This window comes from Stenotrophomonas sp. STK16_22 (assembly GCF_051984505.1).
Classification (GTDB): Bacteria; Pseudomonadota; Gammaproteobacteria; order Xanthomonadales; family Xanthomonadaceae; genus Stenotrophomonas; species Stenotrophomonas maltophilia_A.
The window spans coordinates 4,533,661-4,550,213 of the sequence record NZ_CP196972.1 but is presented as its reverse complement, the minus strand read 5'-3'; the positions used below and the strand labels follow the sequence as shown (position 1 = coordinate 4,550,213).

Genomic DNA, 16,553 nt, shown 5'->3' with positions numbered 1-16,553 from the left:
AGAGCGATGCGTCGGCTGTTGCAGGGGTAGTGCCGACCGCTGGCCGGCAACCGCCGTTGGTAGAGGCCGACCTTGGTTGGCGCTGTTGATTCCGTGCCAACCAAGGTTGGCACCCACCAGAGCGATGCGTCGGCTGTTGCAGGGGTAGTGCCGGCCGCTGGCCGGCAACCGTTGTTGGCTCCCACCAGATCGATCGCTGGTATCAGAGCAGCCCTTCGCGCTTCACCGCCAGGTAGCGTTCCACCAGCGCACCGGGCAGGGCATCGGCGGTTACGTCCAGCACCATCACCTTCTCGCTGCGCAGCGCCTCATGCGCCTTCGCGCGCTGCTGCAGGTACAGCGCCGCTGCACCGGCCTGGGTGGCGTCTTCCAGTGTCTGCACTTCGCTGTCCAGCACACCGTCCAGCTCACGCTCGCGCAGGCTGGCCACGCATACCAGGTGGCGCTGCTGCAGCAGGCGCACCGCCGCCAGCAGGTCTTCGATGTCTTCGTCGCGCACATTGCTGACCAGCATCACCAGCGCACGCCGGCGCTGGCGCAGCGACACTTCGGTGGCGGCGGCCAGGTAGTCGGTGGCCACCGCGCGTGGCTGCAGGTCGTAGCTGGCGCGCAGCAGGTGCTCGACGGTGCCCATGCCGCGCTGCGGCGCCACCCAACGGCGCTCGCCACCGGTGGCGAACAGGCCGGCGGCGTCGCCCTGGCGCAACGCCAGGTAAGCCACCACCAGCGAGGCGTTCAAGGCATGGTCGAAGTGCGAGAGCCCGCCTTCGCTGGCCAGCATGCGCCGACCGCTGTCGAGCATCAGCAGCAGCTGCTGGTTCTTCTCGTCCTGGTATTCGCGCGAGATCAGCTTGCGCGCACGCGCGGTGGCCTTCCAGTCGAGCTGGCGCAGGCTGTCGCCGATGCGGTACTCGCGCATCTGGTGGAAGTCGGTGCCTTCACCGCGGCGGCGCTTCACGTGTGCACCGACCAGCCGCGAGGCCTGGTCGGCACTGAACAGGGCAAAGCGGGTGAGCGGCACGAAGTTCGGATAGACCCGCACGTCCAGTGCGGGCGGCAGCGTGCGTTGCTGCCACCACAGCCGCCACGGCGAACGCATGCGCAGGTGCACGCCTTCGAAGCGGAAATGCCCACGCTGCAGCGGCTGCAGGTGGTAGTGGAGGGTGGAAGCACTGCCCGCCTGCAGGCGCACGCGCTGCGGCAGTGATTCCAGCGGCCAGCCGCCGGGGACCAGGTCGAACACCTGCACCGTCATCGGTGCGTCCGCCTGCAGCCGCAGTGCAGCCTCGCGGCGCACGCCCAGTGCCAGCGCTTCGGGCAGTTCGCGCTGCACCTGCGGCGACGGACGCCGCCACTGGCGCCACAGATCCATCAGCGCCGGCACGGCAATCGCCAGCGCCGCCAGCGCCCAGCTCCAGCGCGGCAGCAGACCGCCCAGCACCAGACCGCCCAGGGCAGCCCAGGCCAGCAGCAGTGCCAGCAGCAGCGGGGCCGGCCTCATCGGCGCGGCGCTTCCACCTTGGCCAGCAGCGCGCCCAGCACGTCGTCGGCGTCCTGGCCTTCGATCTGCAGTTCCGGGGCCAGCGCGATGCGGTGGCGCAGCGCCGGGCGTGCGATGTCGCGCACATCATCCGGAGTGACGAAATCACGACCGGCCAGCACCGCCTGCGCGCGCGAGGCACGCACCAGCGCGATGCTGCCACGCGGGCCAGCGCCGACCGCGATACCCGGCCACTGCCTTGTGGCCGCCACAATCCGCACCGCGTAGTCGATCACTTCGTCGTCGACGGTGATCGCCGCAGTGGCGCGCTGCAGTTCCAGCAGCTCACCAGCACCGAGCACGCGTGGCACCTGGCTCAGGTCGAAATCGCTGGCGGCACGGCCGCTGGTGATCGCGGTCACCATGCGCTTCTCGTCCTCCAACTGCGGGTAGTCGATCAGCACCTTCAGCAGGAAGCGGTCCAGCTGTGCTTCCGGCAGCGGGTAGGTGCCTTCCTGCTCCAGCGGGTTCTGCGTGGCCAGCGCCATGAACGGCGGCGCCAGGGTGAAGGCCTTGCCTTCGATGGTCACCTGGCCTTCCTGCATCACTTCCAGCAGCGCCGACTGGGTCTTGGCGGGTGCACGGTTGATCTCGTCGGCCAGCAGCAGGTTGGTGAACACCGGGCCGCGGCGGATCTTGAAGCTCTCGCTCTTCGGGTCGTACACCGCGTGGCCACTGACGTCGCTGGGCATCAGGTCGGGGGTGAACTGTACACGCCCGTAATCCAGCTCCAGGGCCTGTGCCAGTGCGCGCACCAGCAGGGTCTTGCCCAGCCCGGGCACGCCCTCGATCAGCACGTGACCACCGGCAAGCAGCGCCACCAGGATCTGGTCCAGCACATCGGCCTGGCCGATGAAGGCGTGGCCGACGGCATCGCGGATGGCATCGACGCGTTCGATCAGGCGGGCGTTGGCGGCCGCCGGCAGCTCGGGGACTTCGGTCATAGCAGGGATCTCATCTGGAGCAGCAAGCGGATGCGCTCGCGCAGGGCGGAGGAATCGTGCGGCGGTGGGGGCGTGAGTGCGCTGGCGACGCGGCCCTGCGGCCACTTCAGCAGCTCGGCGATGGCCTGATCGCGCGGCGCACCATCCAATGCGGCGGCAATCGGTGCGCGCAGGCGCAGGCGGTGCAGGAACAGGGCGAGCACGGCCTCGTACAGGCGTATGCCGTGACCGAAGCGCAGCAGCAGTTCTCCACTGGCACGCACGTGCTCCAGCAGTGAACGACGTTCCAGCACCGGCGACGGCAGCAGGCTGCCGAAGCGCTGTGAACGGCCCCACAGCCAGCCCAGCAGGGCCAGCAGCAACGGCACCCACAACGGCCAGCCCTGATAGAACATGCGCGACCACAGCGACGGCGGGCGGCTGGCATAGACCAGCCAGACCGCACCCTTGCCATAGTTCGGATCGAGCAGGTAGCGGGTCAGGTCGCGATGCGACGCGTCGTGCAGGCCGTCGCTGGCCCCGCCACCTGCCGACGCCAGGCGCGCTGCCGGTGAGTCCACTTCGCTGCGCATGAACTCCATGTCGGCCAGCACGCTCACTCTGCCCTGGCCGTGGCGCAGGCGCGCGAACACCAGGTCGCGATCAGTGCCCCAGCGGCGTTCGGCCTGCGCACTGGCGGCAAAGCCCAGGGTGAAGCGGCGGCCACCACAGAATTCGACGTGGCCCGGATCGTCGTCGACATGGAAGGCCTGGCAGTCGCTGCGCTGGAACAGGCTGTCTACGCCCAGCCGGTCCAGCAGGGGGCCCTGCGTGCTGCCGGCATCGTCCTCGGCCGGCGGCGGCGTACGTACCAGCAGGTGGCCACCCCCGTCGACCCAGTCCAGCAGTGCGCTGGCGACGGGCGGCGGCAGTTCGCTGCTGTCCTGCAGCAGCACTACCGTGTCGTGGCGCCCCAGCGTCATCTGCTGCAACTCCAGCCGCGGTCGCGAATGCACGTCGATGCCATCGGCGCGCAGGGCCTGGCCGAGTACGTACAGCGGGTTGTAGGCGGCCTCGCCCTGTGGCGGCAGCCGGATCGTCTCGGTCACCCGTTCGTGCGTGCGCAGGTAGAGGATGGTCAGCGGTACGCCGAACAGCACCAATGCACCGAGCAGCAGCGACCAGAACAGGCGCGGACTCATGCCTGCCACCCGTACTGCTGGCGCAGGGTATCGGCCAATGCATCGAAATCGGCGCGGCTGGGCAGGCGGCCACCGTAGGCGGCGTACTGCCACATGCGCACGATGCGCGCGAACAGGTCACGGTCGCTGGCCTGGGGCATGCGTCGCGATGCGCGCAGGCATTGCGCTTCGGTGGCACCGGGTGGAAGCGCGATACCGCTGCGCTCGCCCACCGTGCGCACGCTGGCGCGGTACAGCAGGGCCAGCGCCTGCCGCGGCCGGCCCTGGTCCCAGAGCAGGCCGGCCTGGGTGGCCACGTCCGGCGGCAGCACCACCGGCAACTCCACCTGCTCCTCCAGCACCTTCGGTGCAACGTCGGCCTTGCGCCGGCCACTGCCACGCAGCCATGGCAGCCACAGCCGCGCGGTCAGCAGCAGCACCAGCAGCAGGATGCCGAGCAGGCCCCACAGGCCCCATTCGGCCAGCCGTGCCAGCCAGGCGATGCCGTCCTTGCGCGCCTTGCGTTCACCTTTGCTGTTGGTGTCACGCTGCAGCTGCTTGTCTTCCTTCTTTTTTTCCTCGGCCTGCTCGATCGGCTTCCAGCGGGTGACCTGGCGGGTCGGGCGCTGCAGCGGGTCTTCATAGGCGCGGTTCACTGCCTGACGGAAACCGGCGGTGTCCACCGGCGCTGTACCGAAGATCATCGCCGGCGTATTGGCGGGGTCGTTGGCCGCGGTGGCCGGTTCTTCCGCACTGTCTTCGTCCTCTTCGGCATCGCCTGCCTGCTCCGCGACCGTCTGCGCGTCCTGCGCATGTACCGGTGCGGACACCAGCGGCAGTGCCAGCCACAGCAGCAGCGCCAGCGTCGATGCTGCCGGCAGCAGCCGCTCGCGCAGGCGGCGCAGGGCGATTTCGACGTCCCAGGCTTCCATCTGCGTTCGACGGTTCAGGTACAGGCCAAAGCCCGCACCGACGAAGAACGGGCCGATCAGCACCGAGGCCAGCCAGCACGCCAGGTTGAAGCCCAGCCGTGCCCATGCCGGCGTGTCCTTGCCAATCATGTCCCACGCCGCACGCCACGATTCGGACATCAGCTCCAGTGGCATGAACATGAACACCGCACCGATCGCGCCGGATACCAACACGGCTTCGAACGCCAGGCAGGTCACCGTCAGTACCAGTGCCGCGCCCGCTGCGCCGGCTGCCACCGCACGACGGCGTGGGCCGCGCTGGCCCGGTGTGTTGCCTTCCAGCAGGTTCACCGGCAGGCACAGGCTGCGCAGCACGCTGAAGCGGCGCCAGCCCAGGTAGCCCCAGAAGCCGCTGTTGCCCCAGCTTCGCTGCGCGCGCAGCGCGGCCAGCGTGCCGACCGGCTCACCGAAAATGCCGCGCGACAGCACGTACAGCGGCGCGCGTTCGAACAGCGGCTTGCACCACCACATCGCCAGCCAGGCCCAGCCGAAGGCATCCAGCCACCAGCCCAGCGCGTTGAAGATCACGAACAGCGGTGCACTGGCCAGCAGCCAGCTGCCCCACAGCGCACGCGCGTGACGGCGGGACAGGGCGGTGCCCAGCTCCATCGCTTCCCAGCCACTGCGGGCGCGCAGCGCCACGTCCAGGCGGTCAATGCGCATGGCCGCCCCCACGTCCGCCGCGCCACAGCCACAGCAGCACGCCGGCCCACAACACACCGGCCACGCTGAACTTGCCCCACGCCGGTACTTCGGCAAGCGAGGACCAGAAGGCTTCGATGAAGGCGGCCACCAGCAGCATGAAGGCGACGCCGAGGCACAGCCGTGCGCCGATGCGGCCGCCTTCGACCAGTGCATCCAGGCGGCTGCGCCGGCCTGGTGCCAGCAGCTTCATGCCCAGCTGCAGACCGGCACCGCCGGCGATCACGATCGCGGTCAGCTCGAAGGCACCGTGGCCGACCACGAAGCGCCAGAACGGGTCGCCATGGCCGATGTGCTGCAGGTGACCGGCCACCGAACCGATGATCACGCCGTTGAACAACAGCACCAGCAGCGTGCCCAGCCCAGCCAGCAGCCCGCTGGCAAAGGTGCGCAGGGCGATGCTGATGTTGTTCATGATGTAGTGGCCGAACATCATCCAGTCGGTGCCGCTGTCACGCCCCAGGCGCTCGGCGGCGGGATCGTACATGCGCTCCATCTCGGCGATCTGGCGGTTGTCCATCAGCATGTGGATCAGGTCCGGATAGACCTGCACCAGCACGAAGCAGGCCACCGCCGGCAGCGCGAACATCGCCAGCGCCACCCACATGCTGCGCGCCTGGCTGCGCACCAGCAGCGGGAAATCGGCCACCAGGAACTCCAGGGCACCCCGCCAGCGCGTCGGCGGCGTGCGGTACAGCACGCTGTGGCCCTGCTGCATGAGCTGCTGCAGGCGCTGCACCAGCTGCGGGCTGTAGCCGCGTTCGCGGGCCAGTGCCAGTTGCTGGCACAGCCGCCGGTAGCGCTGCGGGAAGGTGGTGTCGTCCAGTGCCAGGCCGCTGGCCTTGCGGCGCGTGCGGCGTGAGGCACCGGCACGCAGCAGCAGCCACTGCTCCAGGTCCTGCCATTCCTGCTGGTAGCGGGCGACGAACTGTTCCTGCTTCATCGCCGCCCCAGCAGCCAGTTGGCCATCGCATACAGGCGCAGCACGCCGACCTGGCCATGGGTGCCGGTCAGTGGCTCGGCAATACCGGCCAGCTCCTGCTGGCGCGCCGCCGACAACCGTGGCGCGCGCTCGGCGAAGGCCATCAACGCAGCCTGTTCCTCTGGTCGCAGCGGCTGCGGCGGGGCCAGCACGCTGTCGATGGTCGGCGGCGGTGGCAGGTACAGCGCGGGTGCGTGCACCACCACGGTGCCCGCCACCAGGTCGCCAAGGCGGCGGCCATGCGGATCGAACAGGCTGCTGATCAGGCCCAGCGCATAGCCGAACGGCAGCATGTCCACCGTGCGCAGCAGGTTGCGGGTGATCGCCGCCATCCAGCCTACCGGCGCGCCATCGCGGGACAGCACGCGCAGCCCCAGCGCACGCTTGCCCAGCGTGCGCCCCCACAACGCTTCGCAGACGATCGGGTAGGCCCAGTAGACCAGGAACATCAGCACCAGGTAGAGGCCGGAGCCGAACTTGTCCAGCAGCGCCAGCGGAATGGACACCAGCACCAGTGCCGCGATGCGCACGCCAAGATCGACCAGCCAGGCCATCGCCCGCGGTACCGGGCCGGCGGTAGGCAACTGCAGCGGCACACCCTCCGGCGTCACCACCTCGCGGTAGGTATCGAGCATCGGTGCGGCCATCAGCGCGATGGCCTTCGTTGTGGGCGCCGGAGTCCTCTCCGGCGGGCAGCCACAGGCATGGGGGTCTCGACAGGTCCTGGTCGGGCCAAGACTTTAGCAGAGCCGCATGGCAGCGACGGGGGCTCAGCCCCGGTATTCGTCCTTCAGCCGCACGTAGTGGTCGGCCGAGTAATGCAGCGCCTCGATCTCCTTGTCACTGAGCGTGCGTGCCGGTCGTGCAGGGTTGCCGACCCACAGCTCGCCTTCGCCCACCACCTTGCCGGGGCCGATCACCGCACCGGCGCCGACGAAGCCATGGCGCTCCACGCGGGCGCCATCGAGGATGCAGGCGCCCATGCCGATCAGGCTGTAATCGCCGATCGTGCAGGCATGGATGATGCAGCCGTGGCCAACGGTCACGCCTTCGCCGATCAGGGTCGGGTAGCCGGCCTTGTTGTACGGGCTGTGGTGGCTGACGTGGATGATGGTGCCGTCCTGCACGTTGGTGCGTGCACCGATGCGCACATGGTTGACGTCGCCGCGGATGACCGTGCCCGGCCATACCGACACGTCATCGGCCAGCTCCACGTCGCCGATGATGGTGCAGGCCGGATCGATGTACACGCGTTCGCCGAGGACGGGCATCTTGTCGCGGAAGGGGCGCAGCGGGTTCATCGAAGTCTCCGGAAATCAGGGCGTTCACGACGATGATACCTGCGTGGTCTGCACGCCGCGCGCGCACCGCAGGGTAGTGCCGGCCGCTGGCCGGCAACCTCATGGGCGTGTCTGGAGTTCTGCGATTGCCGGCCAGCGGCCGGCACTACCCGCTACGGTTCGTAGTTGTAGCCGATGCTGTATGCGGAACAGCGGATCGCGCGCAGCATTGCAGTAGATCCACGCCATGCGTGGATGGCATCTACCGCGCTCGTGTTATGCCACGCGTCCCCGGCGTGCGCGCTCCAGGTGCACCAGCAGCAGCGAGATCGCTGCCGGGGTCATGCCCGGAATGCGCTGTGCCTGGCCGATGGTCTGCGGGCGTACGCGCTCCAGCTTCTGCAGCGCTTCGGCCGACAGCCCGCGCACCGTCGCGTAATCGAAGGCTTCAGCGATCGGCGTGGCTTCGTGCCGCTGCTGGCGCTCGATCTCCTCGCGCTGGCGGTCCAGGTAGCCGGCGTACTTCACGCCGATCTCCACCTGCTCGGCAACCTTGCCATCGGCCACCGCCGGGCCCAGCGAGGGCACCTGCATCAGCTTGGCGTAATCCAGCTCGGGGCGCTTGATCAGGTCCAGCACGTTGGTCTCGCGACTGACCGCCACGCCCAGCGTCTCGTTCACTTCGCGGCCCAGTGCATTGGCCGGGGTCGCCCACAGCGCACCCAGGCGTGCGCGCTCGGCAGCGACGGCGGCCTGCTTGGTCTCGAACGCGCTCCAGCGGCGATCATCCACCAGGCCCATTTCGCGGCCGGTCGGGGTCAGGCGCTGGTCGGCATTGTCCTCGCGCAGCTGCAGGCGGTACTCGGCGCGGCTGGTGAACATACGGTACGGCTCGTTGGTGCCGTGGGTGATCAGGTCATCGACCAGCACGCCCAGGTAGGCCTCGTCGCGACGCGGGCACCAGCCGTCCAGCCCGCGCACCTGGCGTGCGGCGTTGAGGCCGGCCAGCAGGCCCTGCGCGGCGGCTTCTTCATAGCCGGTGGTGCCGTTGATCTGGCCGGCGAAGTACAGGCCGTTGACCAGCTTGGTCTCCAGCGAGGCCTTCAGCCCGCGCGGGTCGAAGAAGTCGTACTCGATCGCGTAGCCGGGGCGGGTGATGTGTGCGTTCTCGAAGCCACGGATGCTGCGCACCATCTCCAGCTGCACGTCGAACGGCAGCGAGGTGGAGATGCCGTTGGGATAGATCTCGACGATGCCCAGGCCTTCGGGTTCGACGAAGATCTGGTGGCTGGCCTTCTCGGCGAAGCGCACCACCTTGTCCTCGATGGACGGGCAGTATCGCGGGCCGATGCCTTCGATCTGGCCGCTGTACAGCGGCGAACGGTGCAGCGCGTCGCGGATGATCTGGTGGGTCTGTTCGGTGGTGTGGGTGATCCAGCAGCTGACCTGCTGCGGATGCTCGTCCACCGAGCCGAGGAAGGACATCACCGGCCGCGGCGAATCGCCGGGCTGCTCGTCCATCACGCTGTAGTCCAGCGAGCGGCCATCGATGCGCGGCGGCGTGCCGGTCTTCAGGCGGTCCACCTGGAACGGGCGCTCGCGCAGCCGCGCGGCCAGCGTGGTGGCCGGCGGGTCGCCCATGCGGCCGGCGGCGTACTGGGTCGGACCGACATGGATCTTGCCGGCCAGGAAGGTGCCGGCGGTCAGCACCACGGCCTCGGCATCGAAGCGCAGCCCGGTCTGGGTGATGACCCCGCGCACGGCGTCGCCTTCGATGACCAGGTCGTCCACGGCGGCCTGGAACACGGTCAGGTTGGCCTGGCCCTCGACGATGGCGCGGATCGCCATGCGGTACAGGTTGCGGTCGGCCTGGCAGCGGGTGGCGCGCACGGCCGGGCCCTTGGAGGCATTGAGCGTGCGCCACTGGATGCCGGCGCGGTCGGCGGCATGCGCCATCGCACCGCCCAGCGCGTCGATCTCCTTGACCAGGTGGCCCTTGCCGATGCCGCCGATGGCCGGGTTGCAGCTCATCGCACCCACCGTTTCGATGTTGTGGGTCAGCAGCAGGGTGCGCACGCCGGTGCGGGCCGCGGCCAGCGCGGCTTCGGTGCCGGCGTGGCCACCGCCGATGACGATGACGTCGTAACGATGGAAGGACGGGTTCATGGGGGGCTGTTCAGTTGGGGGCGGGCGCGGACCGGGGGCGGCGCCGGGGTGGCGATTTTAGCGCCATTCGGGGCCGGGACGTCGGTGCCGGCCGGCCGGCGTCGAAATCAGCCCTAAAGTTGGCAGGATTTTTGCAGATAACCCAATAGCACCCATCGTGGCTGGCGCCGTAGGCGCCCGTGACCGGAATTGGAACAGGGGCCGGTACAGGCGCACGGTGGGGGAGCAGAGGGCCGGCAGTCGGGGGACTGTCCGGCCCTGTTTTTTTGCGGTTGTCGGGAAGGCGCCATCCACGCATGGCGTGGAGCTACTGACGCTGGGGCCCTCGCCGGTTGGCGACCCAACAAAACAAACGGCCCCGCATTGCGGGGCCGTCTGTTTTCAGAGGTGCCGACATCCGACAGGGCCGGAACAGGGGGGATCCAGATGTTCCTGTCGGATATCGACGTAGAGCTTTTTGCGGCGGCCCGTGTCGTTTTTGTCACTTTGTGACGCGGGCCGTCACTGTCCGCGTAGATTGCGGCTTGGACCGTGTGAAATGCAAGACGGTTCAGCGCTCAACTGTGCGCTGCGTCGCACGATCCATGTTGCGCCAGGGGGAACCGTTCATCCTCGGCGCACTCGGTGCCGGTGCCGGACGGGCCTGCGGCGGGGGCGCCGACGGCTGGGCGTTCGATTGCGGCGGGCGGCGCATGGAGTCCATGTTCCGCCACGGCGAACCCCCGTTGTACGACGGACGCGACGGCGGCGGCGGACGGTGCTCGCCGCCATTGCCCGGACGCGGCGGCGGGCGGTGGTTGTGCGGCGGACGGTAGATCGGGCGCGAGTAATACGGGTTGCCGTAGCCGCCGTAGTAGCCGCCATAGCCACCGTAGTAGGGGCCGTAGTTGTAGGGATAGCCGGCCGGGTAGCGGTATTCCACCGACGGCGCACCGTGGTAGTAGCTGCCGCTGCGGCCGCCGCCGACATAGTCGTAGGTGGTGCAGCCGGTCAGGGCCAGCAACAGGCCACCGGCAAGCATCAGGCGCATTTTCATGGTGGGTCCCCCCAGAGGACGGGTGTGCAGTCAGCTTCGGGCGCCAGCGTTGAATCGGCCCTTAATTCCGCCGGCCAGGATGAATGGAGGCGTAGGGCTGCATGCTGGCATGACCTGTGTCCCGGTCGCCAGCGCGGGGGCATACGTTAATCTTGCGTCATGAGCGATTCACTGTTGCCCCGCGCCGACGACGTCCTGCTTGCTGCCGCGAGGATCGCCCCGCATGCCAGCGTGACCCCGGTGCTGCGCTCGCACACGCTCGATGCGCTCGCCGGGGCACAGCTGGCGTTCAAGGCCGAGCACCTGCAGCGTGGTGGTGCGTTCAAGTTCCGCGGTGCCTGCAACGCGGTGTGGTCGCTGGAGTCTGATTCCGCCAGTGCCGGCGTGGTCACCCACTCCTCCGGCAATCACGGCGCCGCCCTGGCGCTGGCCGCACGTACCCGGGGCATTCCCTGTCACGTGGTGGTGCCGGAAGGTGCGGTGGCGGCCAAGCTGGCCAATATTGCGCGCCATGGCGCCACGCTCTGGCACTGCCCGCCGACCATTGCCGACCGTGAGGCCACCTGCGCCAAGGTGCAGGCCGACACCGGCGCGACCCTGGTGCATCCCTATACGAATCCGGCGGTGATGGCCGGGCAGGGCACCGCCGCCCTGGAACTGCTGCACAGCGACGGCCCGTTCGACGTGCTGGTGGTGCCGGTGGGCGGCGGCGGCCTCGCCAGCGGCACTGCGCTGGCCCTGCAGCACGCCAGCCCGCAGACCCGTCTGGTGCTGGCCGAGCCGGCCGGTGCCGACGATACCGCGCGCTCGCTGGCCGCTGGCGAGCGCCAGGACGCGTTCACCCCGGACACGATCTGCGATGGCCTGCGTACCCTGATCGGCGCGCCCAATTTCGAATTGCTGCGCGCGGCCGGTGCCGAGGTGATCGTGGTCGATGACGCGGCGACGATGGCCGCGATGCGCCTGCTGTGGGAGGTGCTCAAGCAGGTGGTCGAGCCGTCCTCGGCCACCGTGCTGGCTGCGGTGCTGGCGCAGCCGCAACGTTTCGCCGGACTGCGCGTGGGCCTGGTGCTGTCCGGCGGCAACGTCGACCTGCCAGCGCTGCGCTGGGGGGCGCCGTGAGCCGCGACCGGCAGCGGCCTCGCACCGGCCTGCTGGGCTGGCTGTGGCGGCTGTTTGTCCTGCTGGTGATCTGGCTGCTGGGCGTGACTGCCTGGATCGTCTGGGTCGGCGAGCGTGACCAGGCCGCCAAGGCCGACGCCATCATCGTGCTGGGTGCGGCCGCCTATGACGCCAAACCGTCACCGGTGTTCGAAGAGCGTATCCGGCATGGGCTGGACCTGTACGAGGCCCAGTACGCGCCGCTGCTGATCTTCACCGGCGGCTACGGTGGCACCGGTGCGCGTTTTTCCGAATCGCAGGTGGCGCGGCGTTATGCGCTGAAACATGGCGTGCCGGACGATGCGATCCTGATCGAAACCGCCTCGCGCAATACCGTGCAGAACCTGGTTGAAGCCAAGCGGCTGATGGACCAGCGCGACCTGCACCGGGTGATCATCGTCAGCGATCCGCTGCACATGGCGCGCGCGCTGCGCCTGAGCAAGGCGCTGGGCATCGATGCGCTGGCCTCGTCCACGCCCAGCACGCGCTTCCGCAGCTTCCACACCAGCTGGCGCTTCCTGGTGCAGGAAATCTATTTCTTCCACCGTGACCTGGTGCGCCCGCCGCTGAGTTCGCCGGCCAATACCTGAGGGTGCCGCTGCGCTCGCCGGGCATGGCCCGGCGCTACCCGGTTCACGTGCCGGCCCATACCCGCCTTTGGTAGGTGCCGACCTTGGTCGGCACACTGCTGGCGGCACCGCGATCTGATGGGGTGTGCCAACCAAGGTTGGCACCTACCAGAGCGATTCGCGTACGGCGTGGCATGCGGTAGTGCCGGCCGCTGGCCGGCAGATGCCCAGCATGGAATCGTGAAGTTGCCCGCCAGCGGCCGGCACTACCGGACGATCAGCTCTGCTTGCGCCGGATCGGAATTGCCGACACCGGCACCGAGGCCACGTCATGCCCGCCTTCGCGGATCGGTGCGCCCGGGTCCGGTGCCCAGGCGTGCGCATAGATCACTTCCCAGCTGCTGGGCAGCTTGCCGTCGGCACGACGCATCGGTTCATACGCCGCTGCCGCAGCGGCGAAACGGCCACGCCCGGTCAGCGTGTGGCGACGGTCGACGCGGGCATTGGTCGCGCCCATCGCGCGCAGCTCGCGCATCAGCGAGGGCAGGTCGTCGTAGGTCAGGGTGAACAGATCGCGGTCCAGCACCGGGTCGCGGAAGCCGGCCATCATCAGCGCATCGCCGAACTGGGCGATCTGCGCGAAGCGGCTCACGTGCGGGCGGTCATCGGCGGCCGCGAACGCTTCATTGAGTTCAACCAGCGTTTCCGGGCCGAAGGTCGAGCACACCAGCAGGCCCCCCGGCTTGAGCACGCGACGGAACCCGGCAAACACCGCCGGCAGGTCGTCCACCCACTGCAGGCACAGGTTGCTGAAGATCACGTCCACGCTGTTGTCGGCCAGCGGCAGCGCGGCGGCATCACCGCACAGGCGCTGGAACGGCTTCCACCAGCCGGCCTGGCGCTTGGCCTGGTCCAGCATCGGCAGCGCCACGTCCAGCGCGATCACCTGCGCCTTCGGCCAGCGCTTCTTCATCAACGCGCTGGCATGGCCGGTGCCGGCACCAATGTCCAGCACCACCTCGGGCTTGCGTGCCTCCAGGTAGTCCAGCGATTCGATCAGCCGCGACTGCACTTCGCGCTGCAGGGCGGCGGCGGCGTCGTAGCTGTTGGCGGCACGGGCGAACGCGCGGCGGACGTGGCGGGCATCGAAGTGGGACGGCATTGCGAAAGTCTCTTAGAACGTACCAGGGTAGGCGCCGCCATCGATCAGCAGGTTCTGCCCGGTGAGGTAACCGGCCTGTGCACTGCACAGGAAGGCGCAGGCGGCGCCGAATTCGTCGGGTGTGCCGAAGCGGCCGGCGGGGATCTGCTGGCGGCGGCGTTCGGCCACTTCGTCGGCGTCGCCGTCCTTGCCCGCACTGTGGGCGAAGTTGGCGCGCAGGCGGTCGGTGTCGAACTGGCCGGGCAGCAGGTTGTTGATGGTGACGTTGTGGGCCACGGTGCGGCGCGACAGGCCGGCGACGAAACCGGTCAGGCCACTGCGCGCGCCGTTGGACAGCGCCAGGATATCGATCGGGGCTTTCACCGCCGACGAGGTGATGTTGACGATACGGCCGAAGCCGCGCTCGATCATCGCGTCGACGGTGGCGCGGATCAGCGCGATCGGCGCCAGCATGTTGGCGTCCAGCGCGGCAATCCAGTCGTCACGCTCGAAATTGCGGAAATCACCGGGCGGCGGGCCACCGGCGTTGTTGACCAGGATGTCCACCTGCGGGCATGCGGCCAGCGCCGCGACGCGGCCGGCTTCGGTGGTGACGTCGGCGGCGATCGCGCGCACCTCGGCGGCACCGGCCAGCGCGCGCAGCTCTTCAGCGGCGGCCTGCAGGGCGGCTTCACCGCGGGCCACGATCACCACGTTGACGCCTTCACGCACCAGCGCACGCGCGCAGCCCAGGCCCAGCCCCTTGCTTGCGCCGCAGACCAGTGCCCAGCGGCCATTGATACCCAGATCCATGCGTCAATCCCGCGGAATTCGGAAGGCGCTCATTGTCCGCCATCGGCCGGTGACAGGCCGGCAACGAAGTGTTGCAGGGCGACGGCGACCTCGTCGGCATGGCCGAGGAAGGGCGCGTGGCCGCCATGGGCGATGGTCAGCACCTGTCCGCCCGGGGCCAGCGCTGCAGCGGCCTGCATCGCTGCTGGCGAAACCAGCCGGTCGCGTTGGCCGGCGATCCACAGGCTGGGCTTACCCAGCGTCGGCAGCGCGCCACGCAGGTCGGTGCTTTCCAGCAGCCGCAGGCCTTCCAGCAGCGCGCGTTCGGTGGGCGCACCGCGCTCGACCAGGCGCTGGCGCAGGGTGCGCAGCTCTTCGCGGGCGTGCGCCGAGCCCATCACGTCCAGGGCGAGGAAGCGTTCCAGGGTGCCGGCGAAATCGGTGGCCAGCTCACGCCCGAACTGCTCGAACACGGCCGGTTCCACCGCGTGCGGCCAATCTTCGCCACGTACGAAGCGCGGTGTGGCGGCGATCATCGCCAGCCCACGCACCTTCGGCAGCGTCGCTGCCGCGTGCAGCGCGAACAGGCCGCCCAGCGACCAGCCGCACCACACCGCCGGCGGCGTGGCCGCAGCAATGGCATTGACCACGAACGGCAGGCGCAGCGGCGTGGTGTCGTCGCGGCTGTGGCCATGCCCGGGAAGGTCGACCAGGTGCAGGGTGAACTGGTCTGCCAAGCGCTGCACCAGCGGTGCGAACACGCCGCCCTGCAGGGCCCAGCCGTGGATCAGAACCAGGTCCGGCCCGCGGCCGGTGACTTCAATATGCATGGGGAACTACACGGAACTCAGGCAAAAGCGGGCAGCGGCGGTGGCGCGGCTTCACGCACGGCCAGGGTCACGCGGTCGCGCGCGCTGGCGATGGCCTCGACCAGGCCGCGCACCTGTTCCGGCGTATGCAGTGCGGACAGGGTGACGCGCAAGCGTGCCTTGCCTTCCGGCACCGTCGGTGGGCGGATTGCGCCGACCAGCCAGCCGGCCTGTTCCAGCGTCGTGGACATCGCAACGGCGGTATGGTCATCGCCGCACAGCAGCGGCTGGATCGGCGTTTCCGAAGCCATCAGGTCCAGCCCATGGCGACGGGCTTCGCTGCGGAACAGCGCGATCAGGTCGGTCAGCTTGGTGCGGCGCCAGTGGTCGCGACGCGCCAGGCGCACTGCTTCCAGTGCAGCAGCGGCCATCGCTGGCGGCACCGCAGTGGTGTAGATGTACGGGCGTGCGGTCTCGGCCAGGTGCTCGATCAGGTCGTCGCGGCCCAGCACCAGTGCACCGGAACCGCCCAGTGCCTTGCCCAGCGTGACCAGTTGCAGCGGTACGTCGTCCACGCCCAGCCCGGCGGCGGCCACGGCACCACGGCCATCACCGACCACGCCCACGCCGTGCGCGTCATCGACGTAGAACAGCGCCTGCTGCAGGCGTGCCACAAGCGACAATGCACGCAGCGGTGCGATGTCGCCATCCATGCTGAAGACACCATCGGTGGCCAGCATCGCCGCGCCATCGGGCGCGTGCTTGAGCTGACGCATCGCGCCTTCCGCATCCAGATGTGGATAGCGGCGCAGGCGTGCACCGGCCAACCGCGTCGCATCGAGCAGGCTGGCGTGGTTGAGCTTGTCCTGTACGCAGACATCGTTCTCTTCGCTCAGCAATGCCTGCTGCACCGCCAGGTTGGCGGCGAAGCCACTGCCGAACAGCAGCGCACGCGGATAGCCCAGCCACTCGGCCACTTCGCGTTCAAGTGCCTCGTGCAGGGCGTGGTGGCCGCAGACCAGGTGCGAGGCACCGGCGCCAGCGCCTTCGCGTGCGGCGGCGTCCTGCAACGCGTTGACCACGCTGAACTGCTGGGCCAGGCCCAGGTAGTCGTTGCTGCAGAAGCCGGTCAGCCACTGGCCGTCCACTTCCAGGCGTACGCCATCACGACGGGTGACCGTGCGCCGCGTGCGGCGACGGCCTTGGGCATCGCGCAGGGCGCGTTGGGCGTGGAGGCGGGCGGTCAGGTCGGGGCGGGCCATGGTGGCTGAATGCGACGACGGGGCGGCTAGGGTAGCGC

15 protein-coding genes are annotated in these 16,553 nt (G+C 69.2%); 2 read left to right on the top strand and 13 right to left on the bottom strand.

What is annotated here, in order from left to right; all coding sequences use genetic code 11:
- Positions 1-202 precede the first annotated feature (202 nt).
- The 9 genes from ACSYAO_RS21015 to ACSYAO_RS20975 form a co-directional block, all read right to left on the bottom strand.
- Positions 203-1,501, bottom strand: coding sequence for a DUF58 domain-containing protein (locus ACSYAO_RS21015; protein WP_049461683.1), 1,299 nt, complete (start codon positions 1,499-1,501; stop codon positions 203-205).
- Positions 1,498-2,484, bottom strand: coding sequence for an AAA family ATPase (locus ACSYAO_RS21010; RefSeq protein WP_005411535.1), 987 nt, complete (start codon positions 2,482-2,484; stop codon positions 1,498-1,500). Before ACSYAO_RS21010 ends, ACSYAO_RS21015 begins: the two co-directional genes overlap by 4 nt.
- On the bottom strand, positions 2,481-3,665 hold the full coding sequence (locus tag ACSYAO_RS21005; RefSeq protein WP_049461684.1) for a DUF4350 domain-containing protein: 1,185 nt from the start codon (positions 3,663-3,665) through the stop codon (positions 2,481-2,483). The genes ACSYAO_RS21010 and ACSYAO_RS21005 overlap by 4 nt, the downstream gene beginning before the upstream one ends.
- Positions 3,662-5,278, bottom strand: a complete 1,617-nt coding sequence (locus ACSYAO_RS21000; protein WP_049461719.1) for a DUF4129 domain-containing protein — start codon at positions 5,276-5,278, stop codon at positions 3,662-3,664. The genes ACSYAO_RS21005 and ACSYAO_RS21000 overlap by 4 nt, the downstream gene beginning before the upstream one ends.
- On the bottom strand, positions 5,268-6,260 hold the full coding sequence (locus ACSYAO_RS20995) for a stage II sporulation protein M (RefSeq protein WP_032129115.1): 993 nt from the start codon (positions 6,258-6,260) through the stop codon (positions 5,268-5,270). Before ACSYAO_RS20995 ends, ACSYAO_RS21000 begins: the two co-directional genes overlap by 11 nt.
- Complete coding sequence (locus tag ACSYAO_RS20990; protein ID WP_049461685.1) at positions 6,257-6,946, bottom strand: RDD family protein; 690 nt, start codon at positions 6,944-6,946, stop codon at positions 6,257-6,259. The genes ACSYAO_RS20995 and ACSYAO_RS20990 overlap by 4 nt, the downstream gene beginning before the upstream one ends.
- A gap of 123 nt (positions 6,947-7,069) precedes the next feature.
- Positions 7,070-7,600 (bottom strand): gamma carbonic anhydrase family protein, encoded by a 531-nt coding sequence (locus ACSYAO_RS20985; protein WP_032129113.1) that lies wholly within the window; start codon positions 7,598-7,600, stop codon positions 7,070-7,072.
- Positions 7,601-7,855: 255 nt separating this feature from the next.
- A complete protein-coding gene (gene mnmG / locus ACSYAO_RS20980) occupies positions 7,856-9,745 on the bottom strand; it encodes a tRNA uridine-5-carboxymethylaminomethyl(34) synthesis enzyme MnmG (protein ID WP_049461687.1) in 1,890 nt (629 codons plus the stop codon).
- Between the two features lie 550 nt (positions 9,746-10,295).
- Complete coding sequence (locus tag ACSYAO_RS20975; RefSeq protein ID WP_019337023.1) at positions 10,296-10,781, bottom strand: hypothetical protein; 486 nt, start codon at positions 10,779-10,781, stop codon at positions 10,296-10,298.
- A 159-nt stretch (positions 10,782-10,940) separates the two neighbouring features.
- On the opposite strand from ACSYAO_RS20975, the gene ACSYAO_RS20970 reads away from it, so the two are divergent.
- A complete protein-coding gene (locus tag ACSYAO_RS20970; RefSeq protein ID WP_149908935.1) occupies positions 10,941-11,903 on the top strand; it encodes a pyridoxal-phosphate dependent enzyme in 963 nt (320 codons plus the stop codon).
- Complete coding sequence (locus ACSYAO_RS20965) at positions 11,888-12,532, top strand: YdcF family protein (RefSeq protein ID WP_071228615.1); 645 nt, start codon at positions 11,888-11,890, stop codon at positions 12,530-12,532. Before ACSYAO_RS20970 ends, ACSYAO_RS20965 begins: the two co-directional genes overlap by 16 nt.
- A gap of 256 nt (positions 12,533-12,788) precedes the next feature.
- On the opposite strand, the gene bioC is transcribed toward ACSYAO_RS20965, so the two are convergent.
- From bioC to bioF, 4 genes are read right to left on the bottom strand one after another with little or no spacing between them, the layout of a single operon-like run.
- Positions 12,789-13,673, bottom strand: coding sequence for a malonyl-ACP O-methyltransferase BioC (bioC, locus tag ACSYAO_RS20960; protein WP_049461689.1), 885 nt, complete (start codon positions 13,671-13,673; stop codon positions 12,789-12,791).
- A gap of 12 nt (positions 13,674-13,685) precedes the next feature.
- Positions 13,686-14,465, bottom strand: coding sequence for an SDR family oxidoreductase (locus ACSYAO_RS20955; RefSeq protein WP_049461690.1), 780 nt, complete (start codon positions 14,463-14,465; stop codon positions 13,686-13,688).
- 29 nt (positions 14,466-14,494) lie between these two features.
- Positions 14,495-15,274 (bottom strand): pimeloyl-ACP methyl ester esterase BioH, encoded by a 780-nt coding sequence (bioH, locus tag ACSYAO_RS20950; RefSeq protein ID WP_149908934.1) that lies wholly within the window; start codon positions 15,272-15,274, stop codon positions 14,495-14,497.
- A gap of 17 nt (positions 15,275-15,291) precedes the next feature.
- On the bottom strand, positions 15,292-16,515 hold the full coding sequence (gene bioF, locus ACSYAO_RS20945) for an 8-amino-7-oxononanoate synthase (protein WP_049461692.1): 1,224 nt from the start codon (positions 16,513-16,515) through the stop codon (positions 15,292-15,294).
- Positions 16,516-16,553 lie beyond the last annotated feature (38 nt).